Annotated in this window: 13 protein-coding genes; 8 read left to right on the top strand and 5 right to left on the bottom strand. The window is 62.7% G+C overall.

Annotated elements, in window-relative coordinates; genetic code table 11:
* Positions 1-9: 9 nt before the first annotated feature.
* From FJ964_RS24705 to FJ964_RS24690, 3 genes are all read left to right on the top strand, one after another.
* Positions 10-1,845: a branched-chain amino acid ABC transporter ATP-binding protein/permease gene (locus FJ964_RS24705; RefSeq protein WP_140552817.1), complete on the top strand. Its 1,836-nt coding sequence runs from the start codon at positions 10-12 to the stop codon at positions 1,843-1,845.
* The gene (locus FJ964_RS24700) at positions 1,842-2,540 is read left to right on the top strand and encodes an ABC transporter ATP-binding protein (RefSeq protein WP_140552816.1); all 699 of its coding nucleotides are present in this window, start codon (positions 1,842-1,844) and stop codon (positions 2,538-2,540) included. The genes FJ964_RS24705 and FJ964_RS24700 overlap by 4 nt, the downstream gene beginning before the upstream one ends.
* Positions 2,541-2,989: 449 nt before the next feature.
* On the top strand, positions 2,990-3,442 hold the full coding sequence (locus tag FJ964_RS24690; protein WP_140552815.1) for a VOC family protein: 453 nt from the start codon (positions 2,990-2,992) through the stop codon (positions 3,440-3,442).
* 183 nt (positions 3,443-3,625) lie between these two features.
* On the opposite strand, the gene FJ964_RS24685 is transcribed toward FJ964_RS24690, so the two are convergent.
* Positions 3,626-4,882: an ROK family transcriptional regulator gene (locus FJ964_RS24685; RefSeq protein ID WP_181172607.1), complete on the bottom strand. Its 1,257-nt coding sequence runs from the start codon at positions 4,880-4,882 to the stop codon at positions 3,626-3,628.
* Between the two features lie 110 nt (positions 4,883-4,992).
* Here FJ964_RS24685 and FJ964_RS24680 point away from each other — a divergent pair, with 110 nt between their 5' ends.
* The 5 genes from FJ964_RS24680 (at position 4,993) to FJ964_RS24660 (ending at position 10,683) form a co-directional block, all read left to right on the top strand.
* Complete coding sequence (locus tag FJ964_RS24680; protein WP_140552813.1) at positions 4,993-6,045, top strand: N-acetylglucosamine-6-phosphate deacetylase; 1,053 nt, start codon at positions 4,993-4,995, stop codon at positions 6,043-6,045.
* Positions 6,042-7,235, top strand: a complete 1,194-nt coding sequence (locus FJ964_RS24675; RefSeq protein WP_140552812.1) for an extracellular solute-binding protein — start codon at positions 6,042-6,044, stop codon at positions 7,233-7,235. The genes FJ964_RS24680 and FJ964_RS24675 overlap by 4 nt, the downstream gene beginning before the upstream one ends.
* Before the next feature lie 220 nt (positions 7,236-7,455).
* Positions 7,456-8,640 (top strand): extracellular solute-binding protein, encoded by a 1,185-nt coding sequence (locus tag FJ964_RS24670; protein WP_140552811.1) that lies wholly within the window; start codon positions 7,456-7,458, stop codon positions 8,638-8,640.
* 7 nt (positions 8,641-8,647) lie between these two features.
* Complete coding sequence (locus FJ964_RS24665) at positions 8,648-9,670, top strand: Gfo/Idh/MocA family oxidoreductase (protein WP_140552810.1); 1,023 nt, start codon at positions 8,648-8,650, stop codon at positions 9,668-9,670.
* Positions 9,667-10,683 (top strand): Gfo/Idh/MocA family oxidoreductase, encoded by a 1,017-nt coding sequence (locus tag FJ964_RS24660; RefSeq protein ID WP_140552809.1) that lies wholly within the window; start codon positions 9,667-9,669, stop codon positions 10,681-10,683. Before FJ964_RS24665 ends, FJ964_RS24660 begins: the two co-directional genes overlap by 4 nt.
* Before the next feature lie 88 nt (positions 10,684-10,771).
* Here the strand turns inward: FJ964_RS24660 and FJ964_RS24655 are convergent, their stop codons facing one another.
* From FJ964_RS24655 to FJ964_RS24640, 4 genes are all read right to left on the bottom strand, one after another.
* The gene (locus FJ964_RS24655; RefSeq protein WP_140552808.1) at positions 10,772-11,617 is read right to left on the bottom strand and encodes an ABC transporter permease subunit; all 846 of its coding nucleotides are present in this window, start codon (positions 11,615-11,617) and stop codon (positions 10,772-10,774) included.
* A 1-nt stretch (position 11,618) separates the two neighbouring features.
* Positions 11,619-12,515, bottom strand: coding sequence for a sugar ABC transporter permease (locus FJ964_RS24650; protein ID WP_140552807.1), 897 nt, complete (start codon positions 12,513-12,515; stop codon positions 11,619-11,621).
* Between the two features lie 8 nt (positions 12,516-12,523).
* A complete protein-coding gene (locus FJ964_RS24645) occupies positions 12,524-13,591 on the bottom strand; it encodes an ABC transporter ATP-binding protein (protein ID WP_140552806.1) in 1,068 nt (355 codons plus the stop codon).
* 77 nt (positions 13,592-13,668) lie between these two features.
* The gene (locus tag FJ964_RS24640; protein ID WP_140552805.1) at positions 13,669-14,847 is read right to left on the bottom strand and encodes an extracellular solute-binding protein; all 1,179 of its coding nucleotides are present in this window, start codon (positions 14,845-14,847) and stop codon (positions 13,669-13,671) included.
* Between the last annotated feature and the right edge of the window lie 269 nt (positions 14,848-15,116).

The raw sequence follows: 15,116 nt of genomic DNA, 5'->3' as shown, positions 1-15,116 counted from the left end.
CGGTCGGCCATGAACATCAAACATCCCTTCCTTGTCGAGCTTCTGACGGCGCTGGCGCTCGTCCTGGCGCCCTTCGTGCTGCCCCATCTCGGCTTCTCGCCCAGCACGATCAATCGCATCCTCATATGGGGCCTGTTCGGGATCGGCTTCGACATCCTGTTCGGCTACACGGGATTGCTGTCCTTCGGCCAGTCGGCCTTCTACGGCACTGGCGGCATGTTCGCCGCCTACCTGCTGACTGAAGCCGGCTTCCCCTATGTCATGGCTGCCATTGTCATGGGCGCCGTCGTGTCGGGTGTCGTCGGCTATGTGATCGGGCTGATCGCCCTGCGACGCACCGGCATCTATTTCGCCATGATCACGGTGGCGATCGCCGAAGTCTTCTTCTTTGTCGAGTTCAATCCGCTCTCGGCATTCACGGGCGGCGAGAACGGCTTGCCCGGCGTGCCTACCCCCGTCGTCAACCTCGGCTTCACGGTGCTCGAGTTCAACACCGACTGGACGATGTATACTTTCCTGGCGTTCTGGTATTTCGTCGGCATTGTCGTCGCACTTCGCATCGTACGCTCGCCGGTTGGCGCGATCCTTTCGGCGATCCGCGACAATCCGCTCCGCGCCGCGGCGCTCGGCCATGACGTCCACGGCTACAAGCTCACGGCCTTCGTGGTTGCGGCGATCTATGCCGGCTTTGCCGGCGGCCTGTTGGGCGTCATGCAGGGCTTCATGCCGCCGGACGCTTTCATGTTCGACACGTCCGGCCAGGTCGTCATGCAGACGGCGATCGGCGGTGCCGGCACACTGTTCGGACCGCTGGTGGGCGCGACGGTGTGGCTCTACCTGAGCGACTTTTTCCAGAACACATTGCATCTCGGCGCGACATGGAAGCTGGTGCTCGGCGTCGTTTTCGTGCTGCTGGTCTGCTTCCTGCGGCGCGGCATCGTCGGTGCGATCGTCGACCTCTATGGGCTGGCCGGCGGCCGCAAGAGCATCGAAGCGGCAGAGACCGCGACAGAGAGCACGCCGCACATCGTGACCGCGATCGAGCCGATGCCGGCGCGCCGGCATGGCACTGCGCCAGCATCCGGACCGATCCTGCAGGTGCAGGGCCTAACCAAACGCTATGGCGGCATCACGGCCAATAGCGACATCGACTTCAGCGTCGATCACGGGGAGATACGGGGCATCATCGGGCCCAACGGCGCGGGCAAGACCACGTTCTTCAAGATGCTCACCTGCGAGATCGCGCCGACCTCCGGCCGCATCATGCTGGCGGGCCGCGACATTACCGGCATGGGCGTGTCCGAGGTGTGCCAGCTCGGGCTCACCAAGAGCTACCAGATCAACCAGCTGTTCGACCGCTTGACGGTGCGGCGGAACCTGATGATTGCCGCGCTGGGCGAGGCGCGTGGAAAGTTCCGGCTTGATCTGTTCAAGAGTATCCACCGCGTTCCCGGTCTCCACGAGCAGGTCGAGCGAACGGCGGCGCTGGTGAACCTTACGGCGCGGCTCGATCGGCCTGTTTCGTCACTGGCTTATGGCGAGAAGCGGCGGCTGGAGATCGGTCTTGCGCTGGCGACGTCGCCGAGCCTGCTCCTCCTCGATGAACCCCTTGCGGGCATGAGCCCGCGCGAGCGCGTCGAAACCGTGGCGCTGCTCAAGTCAATCGCGCGTGGACGCACGATGATCATCATCGACCACGACATGGATTCGCTCTTCGAGCTGGTCGAGAAAGTGACCGTCCTGCAGGAGGGCAGGGTGCTGGTCGAAGGCATGCCCGGTGCGATCAAGACCAATGCAAAGGTTCAGGAAGCCTACCTCGGCGGGGTACATGGAGAGGTGGCATGAGCCTGCTCGAAGTCAAAGCGTTGAACAGCTATTATGGCGACAGTCACATCCTGTTCGACGTCGCATTGAGGGTCGGGAAGAACGAGGTCGTGGCGCTGCTCGGGCGCAACGGCGCGGGCAAGTCGACGACGCTGAAGAGCCTGATGGGCGTGGTGACGCCACGGGCCGGCTCGGTTAAACTCGACGGGGTTGAGCTGGTAGGCAGGAAGGCGCACAGCATCGCTCGGGAAGGCATGCAGCTCGTGCACGAGAATCGGCGCATCTTCGGCAGCCTGAGTGTCGAGGAAAACATCATTCTGGCCGGATTGACCGCCGACGACCGCTGGCCGCTGGAACGCATCTACACGATGTTCCCACGGCTGAAGGAACGGCGCACCAGCCGTGGCACGGATCTCTCGGGTGGCGAACAGCAGATGCTGGCCATAGCCCGTGCATTGGTGCGCAACCCGAAGATCCTTTTGCTTGATGAACCCTTCGAAGGACTTGCTCCAGTCATTGTGCACGATCTGGTGCGCGCCTGCCGCGAACTGGCCGAGGCAGGTCAGACAATCGTGCTGGTGGAACAGAACATCGCCGCGACGCTGGCGCTCGCGAACCGCGTTTATATCATCAACAACGGCCATATCGCTCATGAGGGCCCGGCCGCCGAGCTCAAGACACAGCCAGGGCTGCTGCAGCAGCATCTTGGCGTCTAGAGGCATTGGCGAGCAGTCGCGGACGGCGTTCGACTTCCGACCGCCTTCGGCCATCCCGCTCTATCTCGGCATCCGTGGTTCATGCCGGCGATTATCCCGGGCTCTCGCTTGAAGGATCGTATCGCCTAACGCGCCAGCCGCTGATCGCCGGAAGTATCAGGACAGTCTCCGGGTTGAAGTCGGCCTGGATTATTGCCGACCTGCCGTGTTGGAAAAGAGAGGCGCCGTTCGATTTTCGAGGAATTTCAAGTCGAGCCGGCGCCGGCTTCGGCGGCAATCGAGCAGATGATCGCGTGGAACCCGGAACGGATCGTGTCGACGCACGGTTGATGGTCTCCGGCGGTGCGGTGGCCGAACTGAGGCGGACCTTCCGCCGGGTCTTATAAGAGCGTTTCGCCGGCTTGTGCACCGCAAGCGAGCGCTCTGATATTTGGCGCGAGGAGATCGAGATGACTGAACGACCGGAGAGATATCGAAACGCGATTGTCCCTCACATCTATGTCGACGGGGCGTCGGATGGGATCGCATTCTACGAGCGGGCATTCGGAGCGATGGAACTGTTCCGAATTGCCCACCCAGACGGCAAAATCATGCACGCCGAGATTTTGATCTGCGGAGCCGCGATCATGATCGGGGATCCGGACGAGAGACTATACGGCGAGCCGCGGACACTTGGTCGCTGCACGGCTGGCCTTCACATCTTCACTGATGACAACGCGACCTTGCTGCGGCGCGCGGTCAAGGCTGGCGCGGAAGAGATTCAGCCACCCACGGATATGTTCTATGGCGCCAGTTCCGCCACCGTGCGCGATCCCTTCGGCCACGTCTGGGTGCTCCTGTCGTGGAAGGAGGACCTCGATCCGGCGGAGATGGAACGTCGCGGGAATGCCCTCCTGGCCTAAAGAAGAAAACGTCGAAGACATGGCCAAATGCGGCATGTTCGCTGTGCGACTCGTTATTGACAACCGGCTCGAACACCTCCGCTAGACAGCGAGCTTCGCCCGTCGCAACATTCTCCTCAGGACGTGAGAAGTGCGGGGCATCGAGATTGTTCCCGGACCTCTGAACCCGCCGCGTGAATCCATTCAGATGCTTCGCGTCAGGGCATCGGCCCCTTGCCGCTTTCCATTCCGCCGGCTCCGCGCCGCGCCATTCGGTTTCCCCTGCGGTGTGCCGAGCAGCACGCGAACGGCGATTTCATGAAGTGGTTGCACGGCGCCCTTGACGACGTAGTCGAGGCTGGAACGATCGGAGATCAGGGTCGGCAGGCGCAAGGTGCCGACCAGTCCTTCCGCCTCGAAGCGGGAGTGTAGAAGTTGGTAGAGTCCAGCATTGCAGGTAAACGGGCCGGTGATGAACACCTTCTCGGGAAAAAGCAGCCTGCAGGCGTTACCCAGCGCGCGCGCCATAAGATCGACGGCGACCCGGATTTCGGGAATATCCGTCAGCTCCATCGTCTCGATTTGGCTGGAGAGGAGTTCCTCCTCCCCCGAAGCCCACGGATATATCTCCCGTATGACCGGCAACAGGGCTGAGAGCGAAGCTGCTGTTTCGAGACAGCCCCGGTTGCCGCATCCGCAGGGGCGATCCTTGAGCACGTTGAAACGCCAATGGCCGATTTCGCCGAAGGGGCCGCCCTGGCGCATCGGCGCATCGTCGCTGCCGCGATAGGCCAGGCCGATACCCCAGCCCCAATGAAGAATGAACGCGCTTTCCAGCCTTTCCATGTCCGGCGCGGCGTATCGGGCGCTCAGTTCGACATCCAGTTGGCGAAACAGGAACACGCGCGGTGTGAGGCCGCCGAGCGCCTTGCCGACGTCGAAATCGCGAACGTTCGGCCATCGCGAGGTCAATATCCACGTCCGGGTCTTCACGTCCACGATGCCCGAAACGGCAACCGACGTTCCGACATGATGCATGCCAGACGGGCAGCTGCCGATGAGACCGGCGACAAGGTCGCGCATCGTCGCGGTCATGCGGGCCGAATCGGCGTCGGACGGAACATGGGCGGTTTGCCGGGCGAGGACACTTCCGCGGAAATCGACAAGGACGCCAACCAGTTCCTGGCTGGAAACAAGAAGGACGGTCGCCCCCGCGCAGCCGGGGTTCAAAACGATTTGCGCCGGTGGGCGGCCACGGCCGCTCACCTGGCCGACGCTCTGCTCGATAATGCCCCTGCCGACGAGGTTGGCGATGGCGCGCGAGGTCGCCATCGAGGTCATGTCCAATTCGGCGGCAAGCGTGGCGCGGGATTTGCCGCCGCCTTCGTGCAGGCTGGCGATGACGCGTGCGCAGTCGCGTTGGCGGGCGTCCTCGAAATCCGCGGTGTGGAGTGTCAGCATGCCGGGATTCTTTTCCTTCTTATTTTTGGATATCATTATTCAAAAATGGCTTGCAAGCGGTATCGGGCCGTGTAGTCTCCGCATAGGGAACCTGGGCGATCGGTCGCATCATGATTACTTCCGGTCTGGTCGACATGCAGGTCAATGGCTTCGCCGGCGTCGACTTTAACTCGGGGACCCTGACGGCGGCGGAATTCGACGAAGCGCTGGAGGCCCTTCTGGCGTGCGGCGTGACGGCGTGCCTGCCGACGATCATCACGGCAAGGCCTGACGAATTGTCGGCGCGGTTCAGCGCTCTCGACAAGGCTGTTTCCGAAAGCCGCCTCGGTCCCCTCATGTGCCCCGGCTATCATCTGGAAGGTCCGTTCCTCAATCCCGCCCCGGGTTATTCCGGATGCCATCCCGCCTCGGCGATGACCGCTGCGGATCCTGCTCTCATTGAGCGCCTGCAGTCGCTGCTCAAGCGCCCGATCCTTTTGACGACGCTGGCACCCGAAGTGGAAGGCGGCATTGCTTTCATAGGGGCCATGAACCGGCGCAACATCCTTGTTTCGATCGGCCACTCGGCTTGCGGCTTTGAGCTCGTGGCGCAGGCCGCGGCGGCTGGCGCTGTCCTTTCCACCCATCTCGGCAACGGGCTGCCGCAAACCTTGCCGAAACTGGACAATACCCTGTTTGCTCAACTGGCCGAAGACCGTCTCGCCGCGACATTCATCGCCGACGGGATTCACGTTCCTCCAGGCGCGTTGAAGTCGCTGATCCGGGCAAAAGGGCTGGACCGGTCGATCCTGGTTACCGATGCCGTTTCGGCGGCCGGTGCGCCGCACGGCTCTTACGAATTTGCCGGAATGCGGGTCGAGAGCCGCGCCGATGGCTCGGTCCGCGTTCCTGGCGGCATCGGGCTCGCCGGGTCGGCGCTGCGGCTGGACGACGCCGTTCGCAATCTGGTGCGCTGGGGCATCGCAGGTTTCGCACAGGCTGTCGATATGGCCTCGGCAAATGTGATGGCGCTGCTGCAGCCGGTGCTGGACGCGCATGGCCTTCGCGTGCCCGCCAGCGAGATCGAGTGGGCGCCCGACATGACCATCATCCGTGCGCGCGTCGGAGAGGAAGAACGCGGATACAATCGGCAAACGACAAAATGGGAAGGAAGACAGCCATGACTGGTCGTGAACTCAAGGTGAATCGCCGCGCCATCCTTGGCGGCATTGGCGGTACGTTCCTCGCCGGCACGACGGGCGCCTGGGCGCAGTCACCCAAATTGCCCGCATCGCCGGTCGTCATTTCGGTGATGGACGTGGGCGGCGCGCTGGCGCTTTCGCAGCCGGCCTTCGAAAACTACGCCAAGAAATATCCCGAGCGCACCGAACGCATCGTCTTCACCAAGGCGCCGGTGACCGAGCTTGCCGGAAAGCTGCGCGCGCAGCAAGAAGCCAACCGCGTCGATATCGACATGGTGCTGACCGGCTCCGACGGTCTGGCGGCAGGCCTGGCCAACGGCACATGGATCAAGATTCTGCCGAACTTCAACGACAAGTTCCCCAAAATCGAGGACAATTACGAACCGGCCGCACTGGCCCTGCACAAGAAGCAGGGCGCGGGATATGGCGTTGTCGTCAATTACTATCCTTCCGGCCCGCTGATCGAATACGCGCCTGAGCGGGTGAAGGAGGTTCCCGGCTCGGTCGAGGAGCTGCTAGCCTGGGCCAAGGCCAATCCGGGCCGCTTCATGTATGCGCGGCCCACCAATTCCGGCCCTGGCCGCACATTCATGATGGGTCTCCCCTACCTGCTCGGCGACAAGGATCCGCAGGATCCCGTCGGCGGCTGGGAGAAGACGTGGGGTTATCTGGCAGAGATCGGCCAATATATCGACTATTATCCCGCGGGCACCGGCGTCACCATGAAGGAATTCGGGGAAGGCAGCCGCGACATCATCATTTCGACCACGGGATGGGATATCAATCCACGTGCCCTCGGCATCGTGCCGGAATCGGCAAGGATCGGCACGCTCAAGGGCTTCCATTGGGTTTCGGACGCCTTTTTCATGTGCGTTCCGAAAGGCATCTCCGACGACAAACTCGCCGTGGTGCTCGACCTGATGGCATTTCTGCTCACTCCCGAAGCGCAGGCCTATTCCTATGATGAGGGCTATCTCTATCCCGGCCCGGCGGTGAAGAACGTGCCTGTCTCCATGGCGCCGCAGCACAGCCAGGACATCGTCAAACGCTTCGGCAGGGACGAGTATGCCGGCCTCATCGCCAATAATCCGATCGAACTGCCGCTGCCGCCGGAAAAGATGATCGCCGCCTTCCGAAAGTGGGACGAATTGGTCGGCGCAAAGAAATCCTGACGCTTCGCCCAGAGGCCGGCCGCGTCGAGGGGGGGCGCTAGGATAGTACAGCATGCCAGGCACCGGCCTGACGCAGCCCCCTGCGACGGGACCCTCAGCGCAGCGGGGCGTCATTTGTGTTGCATTCGATACTAATAGACTAATATATCATTCGCTTGGGAGAGCCGGGATGAAAGTGCGGAGACACCGCTCTTTCAAGAGATAAATGAGGAGGACGACGATGTTCACGATTTCACGCCGCCAGGCGCTTGGCGGATTGGCTGGTTTTGCAACGCTGCCCTTTGGCCGGTCATTCGCCGACGAGCTTGCCCTGCCCACTTCGCCGGTGGCGCTCAACATCATCGATGTCGCGGGCAATCTGCAGCTTACCCAGATGGCAATCGAGAAATTCGGCAAGGAAAATCCGGGGCTCGTCTCCAAGATCACGTTCTCGCGCGCGCCGTCCCCCGAACTGCCGGCCAAGCTCGCCGCGCAGCAGGCGGCCAACCGGGTCGACATCGACCTGGTGCTGACGGGTCCGGGTGCCATGTCGGACGGCATCACCCAGGGCCTGTGGATCGACGTGTGGACGAAATATCCCACTGTGCTGCCCAAGGCTGAGGCCGTCTATCTCGACAGCGCCTTGATGATGCAGAAGAACTTCGGCCAGAACGAAGGTGTCGTCGTCGTCTATTCGCCGTCGGGCCCACTCTTCGAATGTGCGCCGGACAGGGTCAAGACCATCCCCAGGAGCACCGAGGAACTGCTTGCGTGGGTGAAGGCAAATCCCGGCAAATTCTGCTATGCGCGACCGGTCAATTCGGGACCGGGCTGGACCTTCCTGATGGCCATGCCCTACATCCTCGGCGACAAGAATCCTTCCGACCCCATCAATGGATGGGAGAAGACCTGGGCCTATCTGAAGGCGCTGGATGAAGGCATCGACTATTATCCCTCCGGCACCACCGTGACGATGAAGGAGCTGGCCGAGGGCACCCGCGACATGATCGTTTCCACGTTCGGCTGGGACATCAACCCGCGCGTTTTGGGCATCGTGCCGAAGGATATCGAGACGTTTGCGCTCGAAGGCACGCATTGGGTGCCCGATACGCAGTTCATGTGCATTCCCAAGGGCGTCGCCGAGGAAAAGATCGCGGTTCTGGTCAAGCTCATGGCCTTCATGCTCGAGCCCGCGCAGCAGGCCTATACCTACGACAAGGGCTATTTCTATCCCGGTCCGGCGGTCAAGGGCGTACCGCTCAGCGCCGCGCCGCAGGAAAGCCAGGACGCCATCGCAGAGTTCGGCCGCCCACAATATGAAGAGCTGATCAGGAAGTTCCCGGTCGAAGCGCCGTTAAAGCCGGAAGCATTGGTCGCCGCCTTCGGGAAATGGGACCGCGAGGTCGGCGCCAACAAGATGAAGTAGCGAACCAATGCGATTTGCCGTGATTGGCATCGATCATCGTCACGTCTATGACCTGATCGGTGGGCTTCTGGATGCCGGCGCCGAGTGCGCCGGCTACGATTCCGCGACGACCGATCCCAAGGTTGCCGCCGGCATCGCCGAGCGTTTTCCACGGATCGCGCCGGTCGAAAAACGGCGGCTGATCGAGGATCCCGCCATCGACCTCGTCGTTACCGCGGCTGTCCCCTCCGACCGGGCCGCCATTGCCGTCGAGGCCATGCGGCACGGCAAGGACGTGCTTGCGGACAAGCCCGGCCTGACCACGTTCGAGCAGCTTGCCGCCTTGCGGCAGACCGTGCGCGAGACGGGACGCATCTTTTCGATCTGCTTTTCGGAGCGCCTCCTGACCCGAGCCTCGACGCTGGCGACGCAACTGGCGATGGACGGCGCCATCGGCGAAGTCATCCATGTGACGGGCTTGGGGCCGCACCGGCTCAACCGTGCGCTACGCCCGGCGTGGTTTTTCGATCCCGTGAATTACGGCGGCATCCTGGTCGATATCGCCTCGCACCAAATTGATCAGTTCCTGTTCTATACTGGCTGCGCCGACGCGCATGTCGTTTCAAGTGCGGTCGGTCATTTTGGCGCTCCTGACATTCCGGCATTCCAGGATTTCGGCGACATCCTCCTGCGGGGAGACAAAGCAAGCGGCTATATCCGCGTCGACTGGTTCACCGCCGACGGGCTGCCGACCTGGGGGGATGGACGACTGATACTGCTCGGCACCAAGGGCACGATCGAGCTTAGGAAATATGTCGACATAGCCGGCAAACCCGGAACGGACCACGTATTTCTCGTCGATGGCCAGGGCACGCGCCATTTCGATGCGTCGGGCGAAAAGATATCCTATTTCGAACGCCTGCTTGCCGATGTGCGCGACCGTACCGAAACGGCGATGACGCAGGAGCATGTCTTCACGGTCTGCCGGCTGGCACTCGAGGCGCAGGCGGCGGCGGTCGTCGTGACGGCGCAGCAAAGGAACGCGCGATGAACAGGCTACGTGTCGCCATGATCGGCTTGGGTCCGGCGGCGTTGCCGCATGCGAAGAGCCTCGTCGATCTTGCCGACAGGATCGAGGTGAAATGGGCGGCCAGCCGCAGCCAGGCGACGGCAGAGGCCTTTGCCGACCAGTTTTCCTTTCCCGTGACGACCGACATTGCGGCCGCGATTGCCGATCCCGAGGTTCAGGCGGTGCTGGTGCTGACGCCGGCCAACGCGCATCTGGCGGTGGCCGAGTTGGCCCTTGCCGCCGGCAAGCACGTGCTCGTCGAAAAGCCGCTCGAAACGACGCTGGCGCGCGCCGAGAAGCTGGTGATGCTGGCCCGGGGGGCCGGCCTGCGCCTCGGCGTCGTCCTGCAGCACCGTTTCCGGCCGGCCAGCCTGCGGCTGCGCCAAGTGCTGGCCTCCGGCGCCATCGGCACGGTCGAGGCGGCCAGCCTTCGGGTTCCGTGGTGGCGGCCCCAGGCCTATTACGACACCGGAGGCCGCGGCAGCTTCGCGCGGGACGGGGGCGGCGTGCTGTTGTCGCAGGCGATCCACGCCATCGACCTTTTCCGCTCCCTGCTGGGAGAGGTCGAGGTGGTGGCTTCGCAGGTGCGGACGACCGGCCTGCACCAGATGGAGGCTGAGGATTACGTCACCGCCCTGATGCGGCTCGCCAACGGCTCACCGGCCTCGCTGCTCGCCACTACGGCTGCCTATCCGGGCTCGCCTGAAACCATGGAGCTTGTCGGCTCGCTCGGCACGGCCACGCTGACCGGAGGAGCGCTGAGCGTCAACTGGCTCGACGGACGCGAAGAGCGCGTTGAGGCGGAGGGGAAGACAGGCAGCGGCGCAGCCATCATGGACTTCCCCCATGACGCGCACCGTGCGCTGATTGACGATTTCGCCGATGCGATTTCGCAAGGCCGAGATCCGGCCGTGACGGGTGAGGAGGCGCTCCAGACACAGCGCCTGATCGCAGCCCTCATCCGTGCGGATCCGGCCAGCAACCAACCGGTATAAGAGCGCTTTCTTCGAATCTCGAACGCTCCAGGATTCCGACAGAGAGTGGCTTTCCGCCGCCATCATGCGGCGGAAAGAAAAGCCTGTTTCAGGCGGAGGCGGGCTGCTGCTTTGCCCGCGCGACAATCTGCGTCGGATTGACGAAGCGCAGTGCGATCAGCAGCCAGACCAGCGTCGTTATCATATATACCACCGCCATCGCATCGATCGACTGCACCGCGCGAACGCCCGAGGCGAAAACCGAATAGTACAGCGCCACGACGAGCGTCTGGCTGGTCGGCCCGGCTGTCAGGAAGGTCAGTTCGAACATGCCGATGGTACGCACCAGCACCAGCAGCAGCGCCGCCAAGATGCCCGGCACCAGCATCGGCAGCAGAACATGGAGAAAGAGCTGGAACGTGTTGGCGCCGAAGACGCGCGCGGCCGCCTCGATCTTGGGATCGATCTGTTCGATGAAGGGGATCATCACCAGGATGACGAAAGGAACCGTCGGCACGAGATTGGCCAGCACCACGCCCCAGAACGTGCCGCCGACCCCCGACTGGTAGAGCACGGTGGCCAGCGGAATGCCGAAGGTGATCGGCGGCACCAGAAGCGGCAGCAGGAACAGAAGCATGATCAGCCTTTTGCCGGGAAAATCGCGCCGCGCCAGCGCATAGGCCGCCGTCACGCCGAGCAGGCCTGAAAGCGCGACCACGGTGAAGGCGATCTGGAAAGTTACGATCAGAATATCGTGGAGCTGGAATTCCGCCCAGGCGGCGAAATACCAGCGGGTGGTGAAGCCGGCGGGAATCCATGTGCCCAGCCAGCGCGTGCCGAAGGACGACAGGATGACCGTGGCAATCATCGCCGCGAGGTTGAGCACGAAGAAACCCACCACCACCCAGATGGCGGTGATCCAGAGCTTGGCGCCGATGCTTGTGTCGCGGATCATGTCAGCCCTTTCCGCCTGCGGTGCTGCCGCGATAGAACAGGTTGCGCAGCATCAGGATGGCGACGACGATGACCAACTGCACACCGGCCATGATCATCGCGATTGCCGAGGCCATCGAGTAGTCATACTGCTCGAAGGCGGCCTGGTAGGCCGCAATCGAGATGACGCGGGTCGGCCCGGCCGGCGCGCCTAGCAGAACCGCCGACGGAAAGACGGCGAAGGCCTGTACGAACGAAAGCAGGAAGGCGATGGCCAGGCCGGGGATCAGCAGCGGCAGGAACACATAGCGGAACCGCTGCCAGGAGCGCGCGCCGTGGGTCGCCGCTGCCTGTTCCAGTGCCGGATCGATGCCTGTCACATAGGAAAGCGTCAAAAGGAACGTGAACGGGAAACCGGTGATGATCAGCGACGCGAAAACACCCCAGTAATTGTTGGTGAGTTTCACGGGACTGCTGATGACGCCGAACAACATCAGCGTGCGGCTGAACCAGCCCTGCGGTCCCAGATAGTTGAGCAGGCCTTCCGCCACCAGCACCGTGCCGAGCGTTACCGGCAGCACGAGGATGGTGGTCAGCATACGCTGGTGCGTCATCAGGCGAACGCGAAAGGCGATGGGCAGCGCCAGCGCCAGGCTGATGACGGTGACCGGCACCGCCAGCCACAACGTTGTGGCAATGGTATTGTAGAGGAACGGATCGGAGAAGAAACGCTCGTAGTTGGCGAGGAGTCCCCCTTCCTTCGGCTTGAAGGACAGGAGCAGGCCGTAGACGAAGGGATAGACGAAGATCGCCAGCGTAAACAAGGCGGCCGGAAGCACCAGAAGGGTAACGCCGTCGATCCCGTGCAAGGCCAACCGCTGGCGCAGGGAAGGAGGGGGCGTATGATCGAGCGTCGACATCGCCGTCCTCAGGCCGCGTAGATCAGGGCGTGGGCAGAATCGATCGCGAGCGAAACCGTGTTCCCGACCGACGCGGCCTGGCTGGCATGGAAGATCAGCTCGAGGCCGCCCTCGGTGCGTGCCGTGCCGACGAATTCCCGGCCGCGGTACTCGATGGTTTCGACATTCGCATCGAGCGTCCCGATGCCCTTGTCGCTCACGGTGACATCGTCCGGCCTGGCGGCGATCACGGCTTGCGCGCCAACCGCGAGATCGTCGCGAAGTCTGCCCGAAAGGCTGACGCCGCCGACTTCGACCGTGGCAACGTCGCCGTCGCGCCGGGTGACCTTGCCGGTTAGCCGGTTGCGGTAGCCCATGAATTCGGCGACGTCGAGATGATCCGGGCTCTCATAGAGGTCCCGCGGAGCGCCGACCTGCCGGATTTGGCCGTCGCGCAGCACAACTATGCGGTCGGCAAGCGACAAGGCCTCGTCCTGGTCATGGGTCACATAAAGGGTGGTGGCCCCGAGCTGGTTGTGGATGCGCCGGATTTCGGCACGCATCTCGATGCGCAATTTTGCGTCGAGGTTGGAGAGCGGCTCGTCCATCAGCACCAACGGCGGCTCGATGACGATGGCGCGGGCGATGGCCACCCGCTGCTGCTGGCCGCCCGACAGCTGACCGGGCAGCTTGTGGCCCTGCGTTTCCAGCCGCACCAGCCCCAGCGCCTCGTCGACGCGCTGCGTGATCTCGGCCTTGGGCGTGCCGCGCATCTTCAGGCCGAAGCCGATATTGGCTTTGACGGTCATGTGCGGGAACAGCGCATAGTTCTGGAACACCATGCCGAAGCCGCGGTCTTCCGGCTTGAGCTGGTCGATGCGCTTGTCGTCCAGATAGATGCTACCGCCCGTGGTGGAAAGCAGACCGGCGATGCAGTTCAGTGCGGTCGACTTGCCGCAGCCCGAAGGTCCGAGCAGGGCGATGAATTCCCCCTTGCGCACGGTCAGCGAAACGTCACTCAGCGCGCTCATACTGCCGAATTTTCGGCTCATATGATCGAGGCGGAGTTCGTCGAATTTCGACGAGGCGAGCAGCATCCGTTCGTAGCCCCATTGTTCTAGGCGAACCGGGCGGCATGCCCGGTTCATATTATGCGCTGAAAATCAAAGGTTTGTCATTTCGCGGCGGCGGCGACCTGTTCGTCCCAGATTCGGAATGCCGTGACCATCGAAGCGGGCTCCAGCGGCAGTTCGATCGGGTTGTTGGCGATCAGGTCGGCATATTCGGTGCGGCCGAATTCGGCGATCGCATCCTGGCTTTCCTGCGGCGCCATGTCGAGGGTGACATTCTTGACCGCCGGGCCCGGATAGAAATAGCCCTCGTCATAGGTATAGGCCTGCTGCTTAGGCGTCAGCAGGAATGCCATCAGGTCCTTGAGCACGGCCAGTTTTTCGTCGCTGACCCCTTTCGGCACGCACATGTAATGGGCGTCGGCGACCCAATGGAAGCCTTTCAGCGCCCCAACCTTGGCTTCTTTCGGTACGACGCCGAGAACGCGCGGATTGATGTCCCAGCCCGTCGTCGACACCGTCATGTCACGCGTGCCTTCGCCGAGTTCCTTCATCAGTGCCCCGGTGCCGGTCGGATAATATTCGATGTATTTATGCAATTCCTTGAGATAGGCCCAGGTCTTGTCCCAGCCCTTGACCGGATCCTTCGGGTCGCTGTCGCCGAGCAGATAGGGGAGGCCCATCAGGAAGGTACGGCCGGGGCCGGAATTGGCCGGGCGCGCATAGAGGAACCGGTTCGGGTTCTCCTTGGCCCAGGCCAGAAGCTCCTCCGCCGTGGTCGGCACTGTCTTGACCTTGTCGGGCATGTATTCGAGCAGCGGCCCGGACGGGTAGTAGGTGACGACGACGCCGTGGTCCTTGGCCAGTGTCTGCATACGCGCTGCCGGCTCCTGATAGATATCGGCCAGCTTAGGCAAGGCACCGGAATCGTCGGGAAGCAGCTTGACCCACAGGTCCATCTCGAGGCCCGCCGACAGCGCATCCGTTCCGGTAAGCACGAGGTCGATATCGACGCGGTTCGCCGCCTGCTGCGCCTTGATCTTGCCTGGAAGCTCCGGGGCGGGCGCCTTGGTGAAGACGATGTTCGAGATCAGTTCCGGCTTGGCCGTCTTGTAATTCTCGATCGCCTTCTGGGTCAGCGCCAGGTTGCCGGCGACATCGACGATATTGATGGTGACGGGCGCGGTCGGCAGCTTGGCGGTCTGGGCAAACGCGCGCGCGACCGGAAGCGCCGCCATGCCGGCTAATCCGCCGACCGCCTGTCGCCGAGTGATCTTGACCATCTTCATCTCCTCCGGTGGGATCCTGTCTTGTCCGGGCAGGATTTCAATTTTGATATATTAATCTACCAGTCCTCAAAAACAACCGCTTTCTGCTCCGTGCATGAACCGCTGCGCCCATCGTGGCACGGTGGCTGCGGCGCCGCCGTTCAAAAGATCGATCAATGCGGTTCCACAGCCTTGCGAAATGGGGGTTTGGCCGGGAGATCGTTGCCGAAGACCTGCTTCAGCCACAGGAAGACGGCGGCCAGTTCGGCAGCCGAGCTGAGCTC

It is taken from the genome of Mesorhizobium sp. B2-3-2, from assembly GCF_006442295.1.
Classification (GTDB): Bacteria; Pseudomonadota; Alphaproteobacteria; order Rhizobiales; family Rhizobiaceae; genus Mesorhizobium.
This window is presented reverse-complemented; position numbering and strand designations above follow the sequence as displayed.